Consider the following 17689-nt stretch of genomic DNA (forward strand, 5'->3'; position numbering starts at 1 on the left):
CTTCAGATTCATGGCAGGTAGATCTCCGCGGTCGCGGCGAGCTCCGCCGGAACGGGGCCGGGCGCGGCCGCCCCGGCCTGTGCCAGGCCGCCCACCGCGAGCACGCGGCCGTCGGCCAGGTCGACGGCAGGGAAGGCCCACCGGCCGGTGCCCAGCGCGCCGGTGGTCGTCCAGGTGCCGGAGCCGGGGTCGAAGACCACGACGTCGCGGTAGCCGGCGGTGGCCCGCGGCCGTCCCGTCCCGCCGATCACCAGTACACCGGTGGGCGTCCGTACGCTCCGGTGCCCGCTCCGGCCGCCGCCGGGCAGGTCCGCCGCGGGCGTCCAGGTCCCGGTGTGCGGGTCGTACAGCTCGGCCGTGGACAGGCTGTCCACGCGGTAAGGCATTGCCGGGACGGCGTCGCCGCCGGTGACCAGCACCCGCCCGTCGCCCAGCACCGTCGCCTGGTGGCCCTTCCGCGGCGTGCGCAGGCTGCCGGTCGGCGTCCAGGTCTTCGTCGCGGGATCATAGATCTCACAGAACGCGAGCGCGCGCTCGCGCTCGCTTTCGCCGGTCGGCAGCGCGCCGCCGATGACGAGCACCTTGTCCGTCTCATCAACTTTGATCAGCACGGCCTGATGGCCCGTACGAGCGCAGGCCATCGGCGCGGTCTCGGTCCACGTCAGCGTGCCGGGGTCGAGCAGCTCGGCCGACGCCAGCGCGGCACCCCGCGCCCCGGTGCCGCCCGCGACCAGCAGCCGCCCGCCGACCGCTGTGGCGGAATGCCCTGCCCTGGCGGTCTTCAAGGCCCCCTGCGGGGTTTTCCAGGCGCCGGCGACCGGCTCGAACACCTCGGCCGAGGCCAGCGGCGCGCCGTCGGCACCGAGCCCGCCGGTGGCCACGACCCGGCCGTCTCCGAGCTTCGTCGTCGTGTGGCCCCACCGGGCCGTCATGAGGGACTGCGTCGCGTCGGCCCAGGTCGCCGCGACCGGGTCGTACACGGCGGTGGTGGCCACGGGCTTCCCGGCGGCGTCCGCGCCGCCCGCGATGAGTACCTTGCCGCCGGTCAGGCGTACCGCGTCGGTACCCGAAACGGCGGACGGCGGCGGGCTCACGACCGACCAGGTCCCCGGCTGGGCCACCACGCCACCGCCGGCCTCGGCTTGGCGCAGGATATGCAGCCGCCCGGCCAGGCCCGGGTCCGCGCGAATCCAGTCCGCCATGGCGTCGGCCGCGGTCGCCTCGCTGCGGAAACTCGACGTGGTGGAGCCCGCCGTCGCGGGCGGGAACGCCTGAAGGTTGTTGCGCCGGTAAGCGACGACAAAGCGGTCGCCGGTGACCTGCACGGTCTCGTCCGGTGCGAACGGCTGCCGCAACCGGGCCTCCCGCTGCGAGAGCGGCGAACGAGCGGTGCTGCTGCCCTCCAGCAGCTGGCCGAACACCGCCGGATGCGGGCTGTAAAGCTTTGGGGGGCGGCGCGCGCCCGCCCCGCCCGCCAGTGACACCGCACGCCGGGCCTCGCGCACCGTCTTCGGCGGCTTGCTGTCGATGATGTGCAGCTCGTACCGCGCGCTGCGCCGGACCACCCTCGGTGAGGCGATCGCGCCCTTGGCGGCGCTCAGCTCCAGCCCGGCGTCCTGCTTCTCATACGCCGCGCGAGACAGCTTCGCCGCGTCGTCCATGTCCTGGAACTGGGCCATGGCGAACTGGTCGTCGGTGACCGACACCCGTTCCAAGCCGCTGCCCGGCACCGGCGCGACGCTGAACCGCTTGCCGTCGCTCGGCCGCTGCGCGCCCACCCGGTCGATCCGGACGTCGAGCGGGATGGCCCGCTGATGGATGAACAATGTGCCCAGCGGGTGCAGGACCAGCTCGTCGCCCGAGGGCAGCTGCCGCAACGTGACCAGCGGGTTGGTGCCGCCCGCCGGCAACCGGGTCTGCCAGCCCTCGGCCTTGCGGACCTCGGTCTCCAGCAGTGCGAGCACCTCGACCGGAGGCAGCGTGGTGTTGCGCTCCTCGCCCCACGAGATGTCGAAGTCGGCGGAGATCTCGAAGAACAGCAGGGAGATCGATCCGCGTCCGTGCGCCCGCCACGGCGACGGGCCCTCCAGTTGGAAACGCAGGTCGATGCTGAACAGGCCGACCCCGAATGCCTTCAGCGAAACGCCGGCGGAGATTTCGATGAGGAACGCGAACGGCGAGAACCGGAACAGCGCGTCGAAGGCGAGGTGCCCCTCGACACCGAAGTCGTCGAAGCCCAGCCGCAACTCGGCCTTCGCGCCGAACTGGACCGTGTTGCTGGTGACCGCGAAATAGCCGGACACCCGGATCAGCCGCCCCGGCGCGTTCAGGATGTCCATCGACACCCGCGGCGGCACCGGGAACGGCAGCGGCGGCGGCTTGAACGACGGGTGGAACCCGCCGACCGAGAGCACGAAGTCGGGGTTGTCGCCCATGTAGACGAGCAGGCCCATGCCGCCGTCAATGGTGATGGTCAGGACGCGGGAGTCGACCAGCTTCGCGAAGAACCACAGCCGCGACTTGTCGACCTCGAACGCGCCGATGAAGTTGACCTGCAGCACCAGCAGCGGGACATCCTCGCCGGGCAGGACGCACTTGAGCACGCCGAGGACGGCGATGTTGCCCGGCGGGATCTCCACGATCACCCCGAGCGACACGCTGACCAGCGTCGGCGTCCCCCAGCCGATCTTCGCCATCGGCCCGACGAGGAACCGGCCGTCCTGCGGCGGGAAGAACTTCCGCAGGTCGCTGATGATCCGCGGCGCGTTCGCGATCACGTCCCGCGGGAACATCACCGACTCGATGGACCCGCTGACCACACCCTCGACGAGCGCGGCGAAGTCCATCCTGCGGTTCAGCCCGAGGATCCCGCCGACGCCGAGCAGGGTGAACCCGAACCCGAGCTGGATCCCGCCTCCGCCGAACTCGGCGGTCAGGATGATCAGCAGCGAGAACCCTTCCGTGCCGTCCGGCATCCGCGTGGTGATCAGCCCGATGGCCTTGACCTCGATGAACCCGGCGAACTCCAGCTCCAGCGCCCCGGCGTACTCCCCCCGCTCCGGATCGAAGTACAGATACCCGCCGCCGGCCACGATCCCGGCGTCGAGCTTCAACCCCACGCCCTTCGGCGGCATGAACCCGAGCGAAACGTCGAGCGGGCCGAGGTTGCCGTCATGGTCCGGCTTGGCCGCCAGGTTCGCGGACAGGCCGATCTGCTCCACCACGGCTTGGATCGGCCCGAGCTCGGCCTTGAACGCGGCCCCGAGCCCGATCGGCATGCCGCCGCCGTCCGGCGAGGCGGAGATCGTCAGTGACTGGATCTCGACCGGGCCCAGGTCGATGTGGGTGGGCACCTGCAACTCGAGGTTCGAGGTACCGCGGAAGTAGAACCCGTTACTGTACGAAACGCCGACCGTGAGGTCGGCCCCGACGGTGAACCCGCCGTCCGGCAGAATCGTCGCGATGAACCCGTCGGCCCCGCCCGGGGAGAAGACGAACTCCAGCCCGGTGAGGTCGAACTCGGCGTAGACGTCCACGCCTTCACCGTTCAGCCGCACTCCGCCGGCCGCGCTGATCTTCCGGAACTGCAGCCGTGTGCCGCCGGCGCTGCCGACGATCAACCTTGGCGAGGCGTCGGCGTCGCCGCGCTCGACGACCACCTCGATCGAGCCGTTCTTACCGCTCGGTGTCCCGCCGTCGAAGCCGACGACGGTTTCGATCGGCCGTCCGGGCCGGACCCGCAGCGCGATCCCGCCCTGCAGGTCGAGATCGCTCCGGACGATGAGCTTGACGTCCGGCGTCAGCGGGAGCTCGACGCCCAGGCCGCCGGCGAAGTACGGCAGCAGGGCCAGCCCGGGCAGTGCCCCGTCGGCGCCGGGCAGCTCTACCAGCCGCACCTCCGCGGCCAGGCGCTGGTCCTGGGCGAGCAGCCGCTCGAAGATGACGCCTCTGATCGCCGGGACCGGCGGTGCCGTCAGGCTTGCCGGTATCCCCTGGACCGCCGCCGTCGCCGAGGACGCCAAGGTCTGCATGGCGACTTCCACGCCGACGCTCGCCAGCAGGTTGTCGACCTGGGACGCCAGCGCAGCGAAGTCGAAGTCGGGCTCGCCCCAGCCGAAGGCGTCCTTCAGCACCTGCGGCGGATCGCCGAGCAGGCGGGGCAGATCGGCCAAGTCCAGCGAGAGGTGGACGTACGGCGGGCGCGCGCCCGCCGACGGCGTGAAGCCCGCCTTGACGATGCCCAGGCTGCGCAGGCCGAACGCGACGGCCGGGTGGTAGCGCTGCAGATAGGTGACGATCAGGAAGTCGATGAGCTGACCGGGGAATCTCTCGCGAAACCCGTCCGCCCGCAGCGCCTCCGGGATCGCCGAGTCGGGCGCGTCGGCGATCCCCCGGATTCCGGTGACGACGGCCTGCGCCGCGCCCAGCGCCCGCGCCACATTGTCGGCGGAGAAGTCGGCGGAGACCCCGGTGGCCGGCCCGCCGCCGACGTTGAGCCCGCCGTCGCCGAGCAGGTGGCGCAGCGCGTCGGTGAGGGTGTCGAGTTCGGCGCCGAGGGCCTGCAGCGGCTGCGGAATGGCGTCCACCCGCCACCCCATCCTCTGCATGAACGCGATGAAGGCGTCCGGCGAGCGCAGTGCCTCGCGCAGGGGCAGCATCGCCTGCCCGATCTCGGCGAGAATCCTCTCGAAAGTGCCTGGCCCGGCCATCTAGAGCTCTCCTGGGTAGAACCGGCCGCTGAGAATGGCGTGGTAGCTTGGGTCGACCCGGTTGACGATCAGCCACTTGCAGACGTAGCAGAACGCGCCGCCATCTTGGGTGATCTCCGACCACACCCTCGGCGTGCCGGCGGAGTTGCGCATCTTGCAGGAACCGGCGGACCGGTAGAAACCACCGGCGAATTCATTGGCCCCCTCGAAGACTCCGATGGTCTTGGTGGAATCGCAGGGCGGAAAGAACCCGGCGATGTCCACCGGCTGGTCGTCATCCCTCGAGATATGCACATGGTCGAGATCCCGGTTCAGCGGTGCCTTTGTCTGGGCCAGGAACTCCCGCACCTTCTTGTGCACCACCTGTGCCCGGTCGTCACCGGCTTTGACCGGAACGTATACCGCGGAACCGCGTCTGTATTCCGGGAGCGGCGCGGCCGCGCCGGTGAGAACGAACGTGCCGAGCGACTCGTCGATGTCGCCGATCTTCAGCCCGGTCAGCAGCTGGCCGGGGGCCTTGCTCAGCGGCAACTGCCGTCCGTCCGGGGTGATGGCGAAGTTGCGCAGATGGACCTCGGCGTCCTCCTTCTTCGCCTGAACCCACCTGCCGATGTATCGCGGGTCGATCGTGACCTCGATGCCTGCCGCGACGTTCCTCGACCGGACGAGGAGCATCGCGGACAGGCTCGTCCGCGGCAGCTCGAGCCACTTGATCTTTCCTGCGTCGATCAGCCTGCTGGTCGCCGGTTCGCCCGCGGCGCGCAGAAAGCCGAGCACCGACAAGTTGTCGAACTCGACGTCGGCGGTCTGCGCGGAGGAGCCGCCGTCCCCGCCGAAGTACTCGTACTCATCACCCAGGTTGAAACTGTGCCCGAACTCGTGGGCGACCGTGTTGACGAGTTTGGCGAGGTCCGGCTTGACCGGGGCCAGTGGGTCGCGGCGGCGCATCTCCCGCTTGTCGACCAGGTCGGCGTAGTTGATCTCCAGCGTGCGCTTCTTGTCCAACGTCTGCGCCGTCGCGATGTGCCCGTCGAAGCTGGTCCCGCCGATTACATCGTCGTAGGCGATAATGGCCACCAGGCCCCGGCTGGGCTTGAACCTCGTCACCTCGGGCACCCAATTCTGCCCGATGGCCGAGAACGGCGCGTAAGCGTACCTCAGACCGCCGAGGTACCGCGTGATCGGGTTGCCCGGGTTCGGCTGCCCCTGCACGTGCAATTCCGGGGGATTCCGCCGGGGGTCCGGGGTCAGTTCCCGGGTCACGCCGAAGTCGTAGAACTCGTAAACCCGGGCGACGAACGCCTTGAGCTGGTCCGAAACCGTATCCGTCGCCGGCCGAGATACCACCGGGTTGGAGATGCCCGAAAACCGGTCGGCCGGGCGTCTGCCGAGATGCAGTCCGAAGACCGTGTCCCGGGCGTGCAGGATCCCGACCCCCTCATGGGCCCTCCAGCGAGCGATGAGCTGGCCGTCCACCTTGGACGGGTCGAAGTCCTTGAGGCTCTGGCCGCTCCAGATGGCCACGAGATCGAACCGGCTCTCGTTGTGCATCGGCAGGCCGACCAGGGCGACCAGTTCCTGCATGGTGTAGCTGCCGGGGTCACTGCCCAGCTTCCCGTTGAAGGGAATGGGCATCGCCTGGTTGAAATCCTCGTCCGTAACACGGAAGCCGCATGTGAGGTAATGATCGCGCGACGGGACGAATGCCTTGAAAATGTTGAAGCTGCCCTCCAGAATCGCGTACGGCTGATGCCTCGGCTTGTCGAACATCTCCCGCACGGTCGTGGTGACGATCTGGTCGAAGAGCTTGCGGTCCTCATCGGTATCCCGGAATCCCTCGGGGACGAAGACGACGTTGTGCATGTCGTCGGCATGGGGAACATCCGGCGTCTGTATTGGATACAAGTCCGGGCGGGACTTCGCGTAGTCGAACACCCGCACCGGCAGTTTGGCCGTCTGCCCGAGGAACGACCCCGTGATGTGCGTGGGCTGGGCCGGATCGGCCGTCTCGGCCAGCCCGCGCAGCCGGCCCTGCGGGGTGATCGCGAGTTTTGCCGGCTCGTCGGGAGTCAGCGTCACGTACCTGTGGCCCGTGATGTCCCCGATCCGGTCGGCGCCGGTGGCGTCGTCGCTGAACTTCGCGTAGATCGACGGCTGCGCGTGCGCTATGCCGGGACTCGCCGCCGTTCCGACGTCCAGCGCCGTCGTGATGGAGTCGATCCCGAACCACCACGCCGTGATCTTGTTGTGCACCTGGAGCCGCCCGACGATGTAACCGTGCTCCCAGCGGGCCTGGAACAGGTACACGCCGGGAGTCGCCGCGGTGACCCGACCGGTGGCCGGGTCGATCTCGGGCAATCCGTCGAAGCGATGACCTACCTGGTTGTGCGGTGCGAAGAACTCGAACGTGCACCTGTCCGTGACGTCCGCCAGGCCGTAGCGGCCGGGATCCGCGGTGTCGGATGTGCGGACATTGACCGCTACCCGGAGGGCCGGACCGTCGAGCGCGACGTGCATGTCGCAGTGCGGGAACAGAAGCATGTCGACGAATTCAGCTGCCATGCCCGTCCTCATAGGTCGGCACGCTGCGGTCTTCGCCTTCGCCGAACGCGATCCGTTGACCCGGCGGCGGTTCACCCGACCGGCTCGCGTCGATCAGATACGACCAGATCTCGTCGCCCATCCCTGCGCCTGACGTAGGAAGCGGGGTCCCACTCGGGTCACCGACCACCAGCGCCATGACAACCCCCTTGACTCAGGCTCTGGGCGTCAACGTGTCATAGAAATCGACCATGTGACAGTTCGTGACCACAGCCGGCCTCTCCGTAGCAGCGAAAGTTCGGCCAGCCGTGTCCTGCTCGAAACCGAGTTCCGTGCTGTGAGCCGGGATTTCGCTGCAGGATCAGCGGCGTGGTTGCGGCCATCTTGGGATGCGTCACGAGAACCAGGTGCTGCGCCGCCAGGCCAAAGGGCGGCTGCGGTGGGATCACGCCGATCGGCTCTGGCTCACGGGCGCTGTCGCGATTGGTGAACCGTCGGCAGTGGGCGGGGATCAGGCGACCGCCCTTTTCCGCGCCCTGCCCCCGGCAGCGGGGCGGCCTCGCCGTCGCCATCACCAGATCTGCTGGGGCTGGCACGACTTCGCTTTCAATTGGCCGACACTCTGCTGTTCCAGGGAGACGCGCTCGCTGCGCTCAAGCTGGCTCTTCCTGTGCACGACAGGCTATGGAAACAGCAGGCCGGCGTCGCCGCTTCTACGGTGGATTCCCGTTCGTGAGCCGCCGGGCCGGTGAAATCCCTTCTGGCATGCAGCCGGGCTCGCGATCGCGGGGAAGCAGCACGACCGGCAGCACCATGAATCGGGTCTGCACGTCGGGTTTGGGTGGGCGGGACACAACACCGACAACAGCGGAACAGGTCCGCGCCCTGCAGAGTGGCAAGGTTGAGAAGAGTGCCGCGCAAGTCGGCGCCGGCCAGGTCGGCATCCCGAAGATCAGCCCTGTCCAGGGTGGCGCCGTCTAGGTCGGCCTCAACCAGATCTGCGCCCCACAGGTCAGCTCGATCAACTCGTTCACTGGAAACGAACCGCACCCACCGGGGAATGGGCCGTTTGTCGGACGGTGAAGCTAGCGTGCTCGTCCATGTCTGAGAGTGCGCTCGTGATCCCCGAGCACTGGCGGAACGCCCTTCACCCACGGCGGGGAGGCACGCCCGTGCCGCCCGCCCCGATCGATCCGGGTGCCCCCGAGTCCGCGCGGAATGCCTTGGCCGGACTGCGGGACGGGACCGAACGGCTGCTCGCCCACAAGCAGAGCGTGCCTGAGCTGGTCGAGGCCGCCCGCGCGCACCTGGACGGCTCGGAGAATCCCCGGGGCGCCGCCGTCCTCGCGGTCATCGCCGCCGACCGGAGCATTGACGCCCGGGTGTTCGCGGACGCGTGGGTCGTCGAGCACGGGCCGGCCTTCGCGGCTGCGGCGGCCGCCGAGGCTGGCCGTATCCGGATGGATTTCGGCAACGGCGCGCGACGGCACCTCGCGCTGATCCGGTACGACAAGCCCGCCGTAGGCTGGGACGCCGGGGACCCGTGCTTCGACGCCGTCGCTCCCCGGATCCGTGCGCTCATCGCGGCCGCCGACGGTGCCGCCTACCGGGACGTGGTCGCGGCGCTGGCGGAGTGCCGCAGGGACCTGACCGGCCGGATGGCCGCCGCGTTCCTGGCACCGTCCGAGACCGGTTGGGTGGACGAGCTCTGCGACGAGTTGCCCGACGAGCTGCGTCCGCTGCCGCTGCGGAGGGTCCTGTGCTCGCTCGGCTCGGCGGACCAGGTCGTGCGGTTCCGTTCAGGTGACCAACGCTGGGATTGGTTGGAGAGCACCGACACCCTGTGGACGGCGGCCGACGGGCTGGGCTCGGCTCTGGTGCCCGTCCTGGGCGACCTCCTCGGCTTCGGGAGCGAGTCGGACCTCGCGCTGGAGATCTTGGCCACCTTGCCGTCCGACGAGGCGATGGAGTTCCTGGTGGGACGCCTCGACAAGAACGGCGTGCACGCGGCCGTCGTCGAGGCCGCGCGGCGCTTCCCGGAACGCGCACGCCGGATCCTCGGTGACGCCGCGAGCTCCGACAGGGCGGCGATCTCCCGGTACGCGGCGCGCCTGCTGGGTGGCGAGGCCGCGATCGAAACCGGGTGGGTTCCCGAGGCCGCTCCGGGAGACCTGCCATCCTTGTTGGTCGATCCGCCGTGGTCGAAGGACCTCCCGGACCGGACGCCCGTCGTCGTGAAGGGCCTCCGAGCCCCGGCGGACCGCACGGTCGCGTGGGAATCGAGCGAACGCGAACAGTGGGCCGTTCTCCCGGCCGACGAGAACGTCGACTGGGACAAGGAGATCAAGGTCTTCCAGGACCGCGACCTGCCTCCCGAACGGCAGTGGGCGCTGTTCCTGTCCGGCCCGGAGGAACGCGTTCGTCCCCTGCTCACCTGGTGGCGGCCGAGCCTGACCCTCGCCGACCCGGCACGGCTGAAGCCGGTGCTGGCGCGCTTCTCCGAGGACGCCGTCCCGGCCGCGCTCGACTTGGCCGCGTGGCGGCCCGCAGCGTCAGCGGAGTTGCTGCTGCCGTTCTGCGATGCCGAGGTCGCCGCGCTGATGGCCGCCTGGCGGCTGCGGCGCCCGGTGCTCCGCCCCATCGCGGAACGCTGGTTCGCGCGGCACGCGGCGGCCGCGGCCCGCGCGCTGGTCCCCACCGCGCTCGCCGGGGGCAAGAAGGTCGCCGAGCGCCGGGCCCGCCGCGACGCGGAGATGGCACTGGTCCACCTTGCCGCGCATGGGCACTCCGCCGAGGTCCTGGCGGCGGCGAAGGAGCACGGCGGCCAGGCCGCGAAGGCGATCGAGGCGCTGGTCGCACTCGATCCCCTGGTCGCCGCCCTCCCCACCGAGATCCCCGAGCCCCCGAGGTGGCTCGACCCGTACCTGCTCCCGCAGGTGCTGCTGCGGGACGGGCGGGCGCTCCCTGGCGCGGCCGTCGCGCACCTGGTCACGCTCCTCACCGTGTCCCACCTGGACGATGTCCACCCGGGCGTCGAGACGGTGCGGGAGGCGTGCGACCCCGACTCCCTCGCCGCGCTGGCGTGGGAGATCTTCCAGCAGTCCGGAATGCGCGGCCGGGGCGGCGGCCTGGGCGACGAGGGCTGGGCGCTGACCGCGCTCGGCCTGTTCGGGAACGACACGACGGCTTGCGAGCTGGCTCCGGTGGTCCGCGCCTGGCCGGGTATGAACGGCCATCTCCTGGCCGTCGCGGGCCTCGACGTGCTGCTCGCGATCGGTACCGACACCGCGCTGGCCCAGCTCAACGGCATCGCCGAACGGATCAAGTACAAGGGCCTCAAGGGCCAGGCGCGGGAGCGGATCGCCGCGCTCGCCGCCGACCGCGGGCTGACCGGCGAGCAGCTCTCCGACCGCCTCGTCCCCGACCTGGGCCTGAACGCCGACGGCACCCTCGTCCTCGACTACGGCCCGCGACGGTTCACGGTCGGGTTCGACGAGCAGCTCAAGCCGTACGTGCTCGACCAGGACGGGAAGCGCCGGGCGAGCCTCCCCAAGCCAGGCGCGCGAGACGACACGGAGCCGGCCGCGGCGGCGCACAAGCGGTTCGCCATGCTGAAGAAGGAGGTCCGGACGGTCGCGGCCGGTCGGCTCGAGCGGCTGGAACGGGCGATGGTCGCCGGGCGGCGCTGGACGGCGGACGAGTTCCGGGAGCTGATCGTCGGGCATCCGCTGGTCTGGCACCTCGCTCACCGGCTGCTGTGGACGACCGGGGACGGCCGCACGTTCCGGGTCGCCGAGGACCGCACGCTCGCCGACCTCGACGATGCCGAGTCGCACCTTGCCGCCACCGATTCGGTCAGGCTCGTCCACCCCTTGAACCTCACCCCGGACACGCTCGCGGCCTGGTCCGATGTCTTCTCCGACTACGAGATCATCCAGCCGTTCCCCCAGCTCGGCCGCCCGGTCCACGCCCTGACGGACGCCGAGCGGGCCGGGGCCGAGCTCGACCGGTTCCGTGGCGTCACCATCGCCGCCGGCGCGGCGCTGGGCATGGAGCGGCGCGACTGGGACCGCGGCGACCCCCAGGACAACGGCATCATCTTCTGGATCTCGCGCCGCCTGCCCGGTGCGCGGACGGTCATGGTGGCCCTCGACCCGGGCATCTCGATCGTCGACCCGAGCTACTGGCCGGAACAGCGAATCGAGTCCGTCCGAATCGTCTCCGGCCACGTGCCGGGCCACCGCGCCGACTCCCGGCTCGCGACCTTCACCGACATCGACGCGATGAGTGCCTCGGAGCTCCTGACCGACCTGCTCCACCTCACCGAGGGCCGCACGGCGACCTGACCGCCGCCCACCCGACACGACAGCCGGGCCACCAGCATGACCAGCCTCTGAAAAACAAGCCCGGTCGCTCCGGGCGATCACACACCGTCGCCGGCCGTCACCGGGAGAGGCTCACTGCTCACTTGGTGGCGGGGCGCTCGGCGTCGGCCGGTCGAACGGCGGGTGCCCTTCCACCAGCGCGTACAGCGTGGCCGCCAGCGACCACAGGTCGGAGGGCGGCCCGCCGGGCTCGCCGCGGACGCGTTCGGGCGCCATGTAGGCAGGCGAGCCGATCAGCGCCCCCGGCCGGGTGAGCGAGGCATCGCCGGCCAGTGTGGCGATGCCGAAGTCGGTGAGCACCGCACGGTCATCATCGCGCAGGAAGATGTCGGCCGGCCTCACGTCGCGGTGCAGCACGCCCTGCTCGTGCGCCGTGCCCAGGGCGTCCAGCACCTCGGCGGCGAGGGCGGCGGCGCGCCGCGGCTCCAGCGGCCCGTCGTCCTGAAGCACCGCGTCCAGCGACCGGCCGGACAGCAACTCCATCACGATCCACGGCCGCCCGTCGGCGTAGATCACGTCATGGACGGTGACGATGCCGGGATGCCGCAGCCGGGCCGCGGCCCGCGCCTCGTGCAGCGCCCGCTGCACGACCCTCTCGCGCCGAGCCTCGCCGGCCTCGCGGGGCAGGGTCAGCTCCTTGACCGCCACGTCGCGCCGAGCTCCTCGTCGCGCGCCCGCCAGACCGTGCCCATGCCGCCGCTGCCCAGCTGGTAACGCCCGTCCAGCACCCCGTCCCCCGGTGCACTCACCGGCGTCCCTCAAGCCTGGCCAGGGTTCCGGCGACGAACGTCCCCGCCCGCCGGGCGCCATCGGCCGCCGCGCCTCGCCCAGCCTGGTAATCGAGTACACCACGGCGTTGCCCTCCCGAACGCCCACGTTATGGCGGTCGAACGCGACGCCGACGCCGCGCATGGTGGATAGGAACGCCTGGTCGCCGATACCGGACCGGATCCTGGGCGGCCGCTTGGCGGCCTTCGCCTTCCTCGGAAGGCCGGGGAAGGCGAAATCCCAGTCCTGCGTGCCCGCCGCGGGCTGCCACTGTGCCTCCTCGGTGAAGACGGCCGTCATCTTCCGGCTCGCCTCGTCCGCCGTGTCGTACACCTGGGGCAAGCGGATCTCCAGCGTGGCCGGCGTGAACGGGCGGCCCTTGGCGCCCGGGACCAGGCTCGCCGCCTGCCTGGCGGACAGCAGCGTGCAGGGTTCCGGTGGCGTGGTCAGCAGCCGGGGGCGCGGCGGGCGCTCGTCGCCGCCCCCGGGCCACAGCGCGATCGGGACCCGACGCCGCAGCGCCTCCCGGGCCGCCGCCGCGCCGATCCGCGCGGAGGGGTCCTTGACCAGCAGGTTGGCGAGCACGGGCGCCAGCTCACCCGACCGCGCCGGGCACGGCTCCTGCTCCGTCAGCACGGCGCTCAGCGCGTCCATCGCGCTCTCGCGGTCGAACGCTCGGCGGCCGCAAAGAGCGTGGCGCCCAACGACCACAGGTCGGACGCCGGACCGGCCTGCTCGTCCCGCAACCGCTCGGGGGCGATGTAGCCGGGCGAGCCGACCAGCATGCCGGTCCGGGTGAGCGCCGGGTCGCCGTCCAGCGAGGCGACCCCGAAGTCGGTCAGCATGACCCGGCCGTCGTCGGCCAACAGCACGTTGCCCGGCTTCACGTCCCGATGGATCAATCCCGCGCGGTGCACGGCCGCGAGCGCCGCCAGCAGTTCCAGCCCTATCTCGGCGACCCGGCGGGGCTCCTGCGGGCCGTCCTCGCCGACGGTCGCGGCCGGCGACCTGCCCTCGACGAGCTCCATGTTACCGACCGGTGCGCACAACGCGAGTGGGAGGTGCCCCGGTGCGAACGGATCGGTTTTCGGCAAGCGCAGCGCCCGGCGGGGCTGCCGCTCCGCTGACGATCCCTCCATGTTCTTCGCGGAAGGTGAGTGCCTCGTCGCCAGAGCATCTGAGGCGCCGTGATCCCTCCGAGGTGGTGCGCCTGGCGGGGGCAGGGATCAGAATGCGCAGGGGAGACTCTTGATGCCGTTCACGAAGCTGGTGGCCTGCCGTATGGGGTCGGCGGCGGCATGGATGTCGGGCAGACGGGTGAACAACTCCCGCAGCATCACAGTGATCTCACGGCGGGCGAGATGGGCGCCCAGGCAGAAATGCGGGCCTGGCGCACCAAAGCCCACGTGCGGGTTGGGCGAGCGGGTGATGTCGAAGCTGTACGGGTCGGCGAACACGCTCTCGTCCCGGTTAGCCGAGACGTAGAACATCACGACCCGGTCACCGGCTCGATAGGAGTGCCCGAGCAGGTCGACATCGCGGGTCACATTGCGGCGCATCCAATTGACCGGGGTGGCGTGGCGGACGACTTCTTCGACCGCGTCGGGCAGGTGTTGGTCCAGGTCAGCGAGGAGTAGCCGGCGTTGCCCCGGATGTGATGTGAACAGCGCGAGGGCATGGGACAGCGCGTTGCGCGTGGTCTCGTTGCCCGCTACGACGAGCAGCGTGAAGAATCTGCCCAGGTCGCGGTCGTTCAGCGCCTCTCCGTCGACGTTGGCCGTCACCAGGGCGGTGACCATGTCGTCAGCGGGCCGTTCGCGCCGGTGACGCGCGAGGTCTCCCATCAGCGCATGCAGGTAGGTGAGCTGCTCGACCAGCAAAGTGCCCCTGTCCTTGCCCTCCGGCGGCACGAACTCCGGGTCGCCGATCGCCTGGATAAGGGAGTTGGTGGCCTCGATGACGTCGGCGTGAACCGACGCGGGGATGCCCATCATCGAGCAGATGATCTCCAGGGGCATCGGCATGGCCACCTCGGTGACGAAGTCACACGGGCCGCGCTCGACCAGCGAGTCCACGATGTCGGTGGCCAGCCGGGCCACGTCGTCCTCGGCTTTCCGGATCATTCGCCGGGTGAACGCCCGGGAGACGATGCGGCGCAGCCGGGCGTGCCGCGGGTCGTCCAAGCTGATCATGGACCCCATGAGCTCACGTGCGGCCGGTGGCGGATCGTCCAGACTGACCGAGGTGGGCTCGGAGCTGAACACCTGGGGGTTGCGGCTGGCCTCGACGACCTGGTCGTACCGGGTCAGCGCGTAGAACCCGGGAGCGTCCGGGCGCGGGCAGAACACCGGCTCGCCGACCGCCCGCAACGACGCGAACGCCTTGTCCCGCTCCGTGTACGGCTGTGCCCAGAAATCCATGCCGGACAGATCAATGGTCACCGCCATCACCCTTCCCGACTTCCATCATCACCATCGCCGGGGCTCGCACGATACGCATCCTGCGATGACTCCTTCCCCTGGGAGGTCGCGCCCGCGAAGATCAGGTTTGCTCAGCCCGTTTCCCGTAGGCAGGTTCGCCGGAACCGATACCGCGCGGGTTGTCGTGTCCGTCCGCTCCACAGCTACCCGACCCGTTGTCCCGGCGCCATCGAGGAAAACACCTACATTTTGAATCCGTACGTTGTGCGAGTACCGATCTCCCACATGCGCCTGGTGGCCGAAACCACGTTTGAGGACAGCGGGTCGGCCGCCACGGCGTATCCATATAGGAGGCTTGCAACATCCGCTCATCGGCATGAGGGGAAGTTCTGCCCTGGCCAGTTCTGGCTGCCATATCGGTTGACGGCCCCGCGCGAACCGGACGTCGATCTGCGCCTCGTCCTGGAAACACTCGGCCGTCCGCGACACGGGTGAGACTCTGCGGTGACTACTGAGACCGGATACCGTTGCTCATGATCGTGCGGAATTGCCATTCGTCCTCGGAACCTGCACTTGTGGCCGGCCGTGGGGATGGAGCAGGTGCCACAGCAATCGCTGGGTCTCTTGGCTGGGATCGGCTCCCAGCTCTTCCAGGGCCGCCTCCAAGCAGCGGTGGGTGCGGCGGACTGCGTCTGGCCGGCCGAGGCGGGCTTGCAAGATCATGATGCGCTGGTAGATGGCTTGGCGTGCACGGTCCGATGAGCAGATTAGCGCCAGGTCGTATTCGACTGTGCCGTTTCGGTCAGGCGGGTGGTTGGTAGGTGGCGGTTAGGTGGTCTTGGAGTTCGGCGTGGCGGAATTGGTAGATCGGGCCGACCGCGCGCAGCAGGCCGAGCCGGTGTGCATCGTCAAGGAAGACCATTAGACGAAGCGGTAGACGTCGCCGCTGGGCCAGCCAGAAGGTGGCGATGAGATAGGCGGGCCATGCGTGATGTCGCCCGACCGTGAGCCCGACCGTGAGCCCGAACGCAGGCCAGACAACCAAGGCCGTCGCCACTCCTTTACGGGGGATGATGCGAGCGAACAGCATGACTCGGCCGCGCAGTCGAAGGTGGACAAAGCCGGGGGCGTCCTGCGGCCAGTAGGAGGCTCTGAGGATGACCGCGAACCCGACCGTGAGCCCGACTGTGAGCCCGTACGACGCCTGGTAGGCGGCCGCGACCGCGAATCCGTCGGTTAGTCCGAATGCGAACCCGTCCTTGAGTCCGATCGCAAACCTGTCTTTGAGCCCATTCGTGAGCACGCCTGTGAGCCAGATCGTGAATCCGACCGTCAGCCCCACCGCGATCCCGGCGGTGAGGCGGATCCTGACCGAGGTGAGCGTGGTGGCGGCCAGGCGCCACCAGGCGAAGTCGCGGACTCCCGGACCGCCGTCGGCGGTGGCGAATCGGCCGCTGAGGTGGTGGGCCAGGTAGCCCAGCCAGCGCTGCACCTGGGCGGGGTCGTGGCGGCGGCGGGGCCGGAAGGGGTCGGCACTGTTCTTACTGGGCTCGCGGGTGGCGATCAGGGCTCCGATGAGGTGGTCGAACAGGTGGGCCCGCAGCGCGGCAGAGTCAGGGAAACGGACGGAATCGGCCAGTTCGGAGAGGTTGGCACCGGGAGCGATGTAAACCGTACGCAGCAGCCACAGCCCCAGCGGAGTGGCGGCCACGTCGGCCAGCGCTGCTACCGGTCCGCTCGCCGCCGAGCCCGGCAGGGCCTGATCTGGCGGAAGTGTGATGCGAAGAGCAGCCAGGATGTCCTGCCAGACCGATCCGGGATGGGGCGGCAGGCAGCGGGTGAGGTACTCGGCGGCGGCCGCGGGGTCCAGCGGCCGTGGTTCCAGTACGGCTGCGGAGGTGATCACGTTCCCGGCAGCGGTGACAGCGGTGGTGAATTCGGTGGTGCGGCTGGTGAGGATGAGTTGGTCGTCGCCGCCCAGGGACCGGTTCAGCGCGATGATCACCTTGGATTGGGCGGGTGGGGGCAGCTCGTCCAGCCCGTCCAGGACCGCCAGGATGTGCCCGCGCGCGGTCATCGCCCGTACAGCGTCGATGCCCAGGTCGGCCGAGCGCAGCGCTGGATGGTCGCGGGCGAGCCGGTTGGAAAGCCAGTCATGCAGCCGCGGGTGTTCTTCGGTGTCCCATCCGGCCACCGGCAACAGCACCGGGACCGGTTCCTCGGGGGCGCGGGTGGCCAGCAGGTGCAGCAGCAGTTGCATCGCCAGGGTCGTCTTGCCCGTTCCCGGGCCGCCCAGAATCACCAGGCGGCGCCGTCGGGTGCGGCGGAACCGGTCGGCCAGCGCGCCGATGTCGGCGCTGGAGGCCGTCCACCACACCCCACCCGCGGCCGATACGCCGGCCGGTTCGATATTGGCCGGGTGGTCCATCAGCGCGGTCGCCGCCGTTGGGGGCTGTTCAGGGGTGCGCCAGCGCACCGGGATCGGATCGGGATCATCCAGTGACCGCAGCCGCGCCTCGTGCTGCCACTGCTCGGCCACCACCTCGGCCAGCACGTCCTTGGCCTGCGTCACCGCGCCGGTGGCCGCCACTGCCCGCGTCGCGCGGGAGGTCCGCAGGGCCCACCCCGCCAGCATCGCCGCCGCGGTGCCGGCAGCGATCAGTAATCCGGTCACCTGCCCGGTGTCAGCCGAGGTTTGCAACCCGTCCTTGCCGCCCAGCGGAACCGCTGTCACCACCAGCAGGAGTACCAGCCCCGCCAGTCCCGCCCCGGCCACCGCCCACGGCCACCAGCCCTTGCCACCCCGCATGGCCGCCATCTTGGCGGCGTTCACACCACCCCGCAGACAACGGCCACAAACGGACCC

At 70.1% G+C, this 17689-nt stretch carries 9 protein-coding genes; 1 reads left to right on the top strand and 8 read right to left on the bottom strand.

The annotated features are described in order from the left end of the window. Positions 1-8: 8 nt before the first annotated feature. The 4 genes from ABD340_RS24845 to ABD340_RS24860 form a co-directional block, all read right to left on the bottom strand. The gene (locus ABD340_RS24845) at positions 9-4709 is read right to left on the bottom strand and encodes a DUF6603 domain-containing protein (RefSeq protein ID WP_344592014.1); all 4701 of its coding nucleotides are present in this window, start codon (positions 4707-4709) and stop codon (positions 9-11) included. Beyond that, positions 4710-7271, bottom strand: coding sequence for a hypothetical protein (locus ABD340_RS24850; protein ID WP_344592016.1), 2562 nt, complete (start codon positions 7269-7271; stop codon positions 4710-4712). Continuing rightward, a complete protein-coding gene (locus ABD340_RS24855) occupies positions 7261-7392 on the bottom strand; it encodes a hypothetical protein (protein WP_344592017.1) in 132 nt (43 codons plus the stop codon). The genes ABD340_RS24850 and ABD340_RS24855 overlap by 11 nt, the downstream gene beginning before the upstream one ends. 464 nt (positions 7393-7856) lie before the next feature. Then, a complete protein-coding gene (locus ABD340_RS24860; RefSeq protein WP_344592019.1) occupies positions 7857-8405 on the bottom strand; it encodes a pentapeptide repeat-containing protein in 549 nt (182 codons plus the stop codon). Here ABD340_RS24860 and ABD340_RS24865 point away from each other — a divergent pair. Then, positions 8351-11596 (top strand): DUF4132 domain-containing protein, encoded by a 3246-nt coding sequence (locus tag ABD340_RS24865; protein WP_344592021.1) that lies wholly within the window; start codon positions 8351-8353, stop codon positions 11594-11596. The two genes, ABD340_RS24860 and ABD340_RS24865, sit on opposite strands and share 55 nt — an antisense overlap. A 111-nt stretch (positions 11597-11707) precedes the next feature. Here the strand turns inward: ABD340_RS24865 and ABD340_RS24870 are convergent, their stop codons facing one another. The 4 genes from ABD340_RS24870 to ABD340_RS24885 form a co-directional block, all read right to left on the bottom strand. Then, positions 11708-13057, bottom strand: a complete 1350-nt coding sequence (locus tag ABD340_RS24870; RefSeq protein ID WP_344592023.1) for a protein kinase domain-containing protein — start codon at positions 13055-13057, stop codon at positions 11708-11710. Next, entirely contained in the window at positions 13045-13431 is a 387-nt protein-coding gene (locus tag ABD340_RS24875) for a serine/threonine-protein kinase (protein WP_344592025.1), read from the bottom strand. The genes ABD340_RS24870 and ABD340_RS24875 overlap by 13 nt, the downstream gene beginning before the upstream one ends. Positions 13432-13629: 198 nt before the next feature. Then, a complete protein-coding gene (locus ABD340_RS24880) occupies positions 13630-14850 on the bottom strand; it encodes a cytochrome P450 (protein WP_344592026.1) in 1221 nt (406 codons plus the stop codon). Between the two features lie 775 nt (positions 14851-15625). Continuing rightward, on the bottom strand, positions 15626-17632 hold the full coding sequence (locus ABD340_RS24885; protein WP_344592027.1) for an NACHT domain-containing protein: 2007 nt from the start codon (positions 17630-17632) through the stop codon (positions 15626-15628). Between the last annotated feature and the right edge of the window lie 57 nt (positions 17633-17689).

Source organism: Actinomadura vinacea, assembly GCF_039532545.1.
Classification (GTDB): domain Bacteria; phylum Actinomycetota; class Actinomycetes; order Streptosporangiales; family Streptosporangiaceae; genus Spirillospora; species Spirillospora vinacea.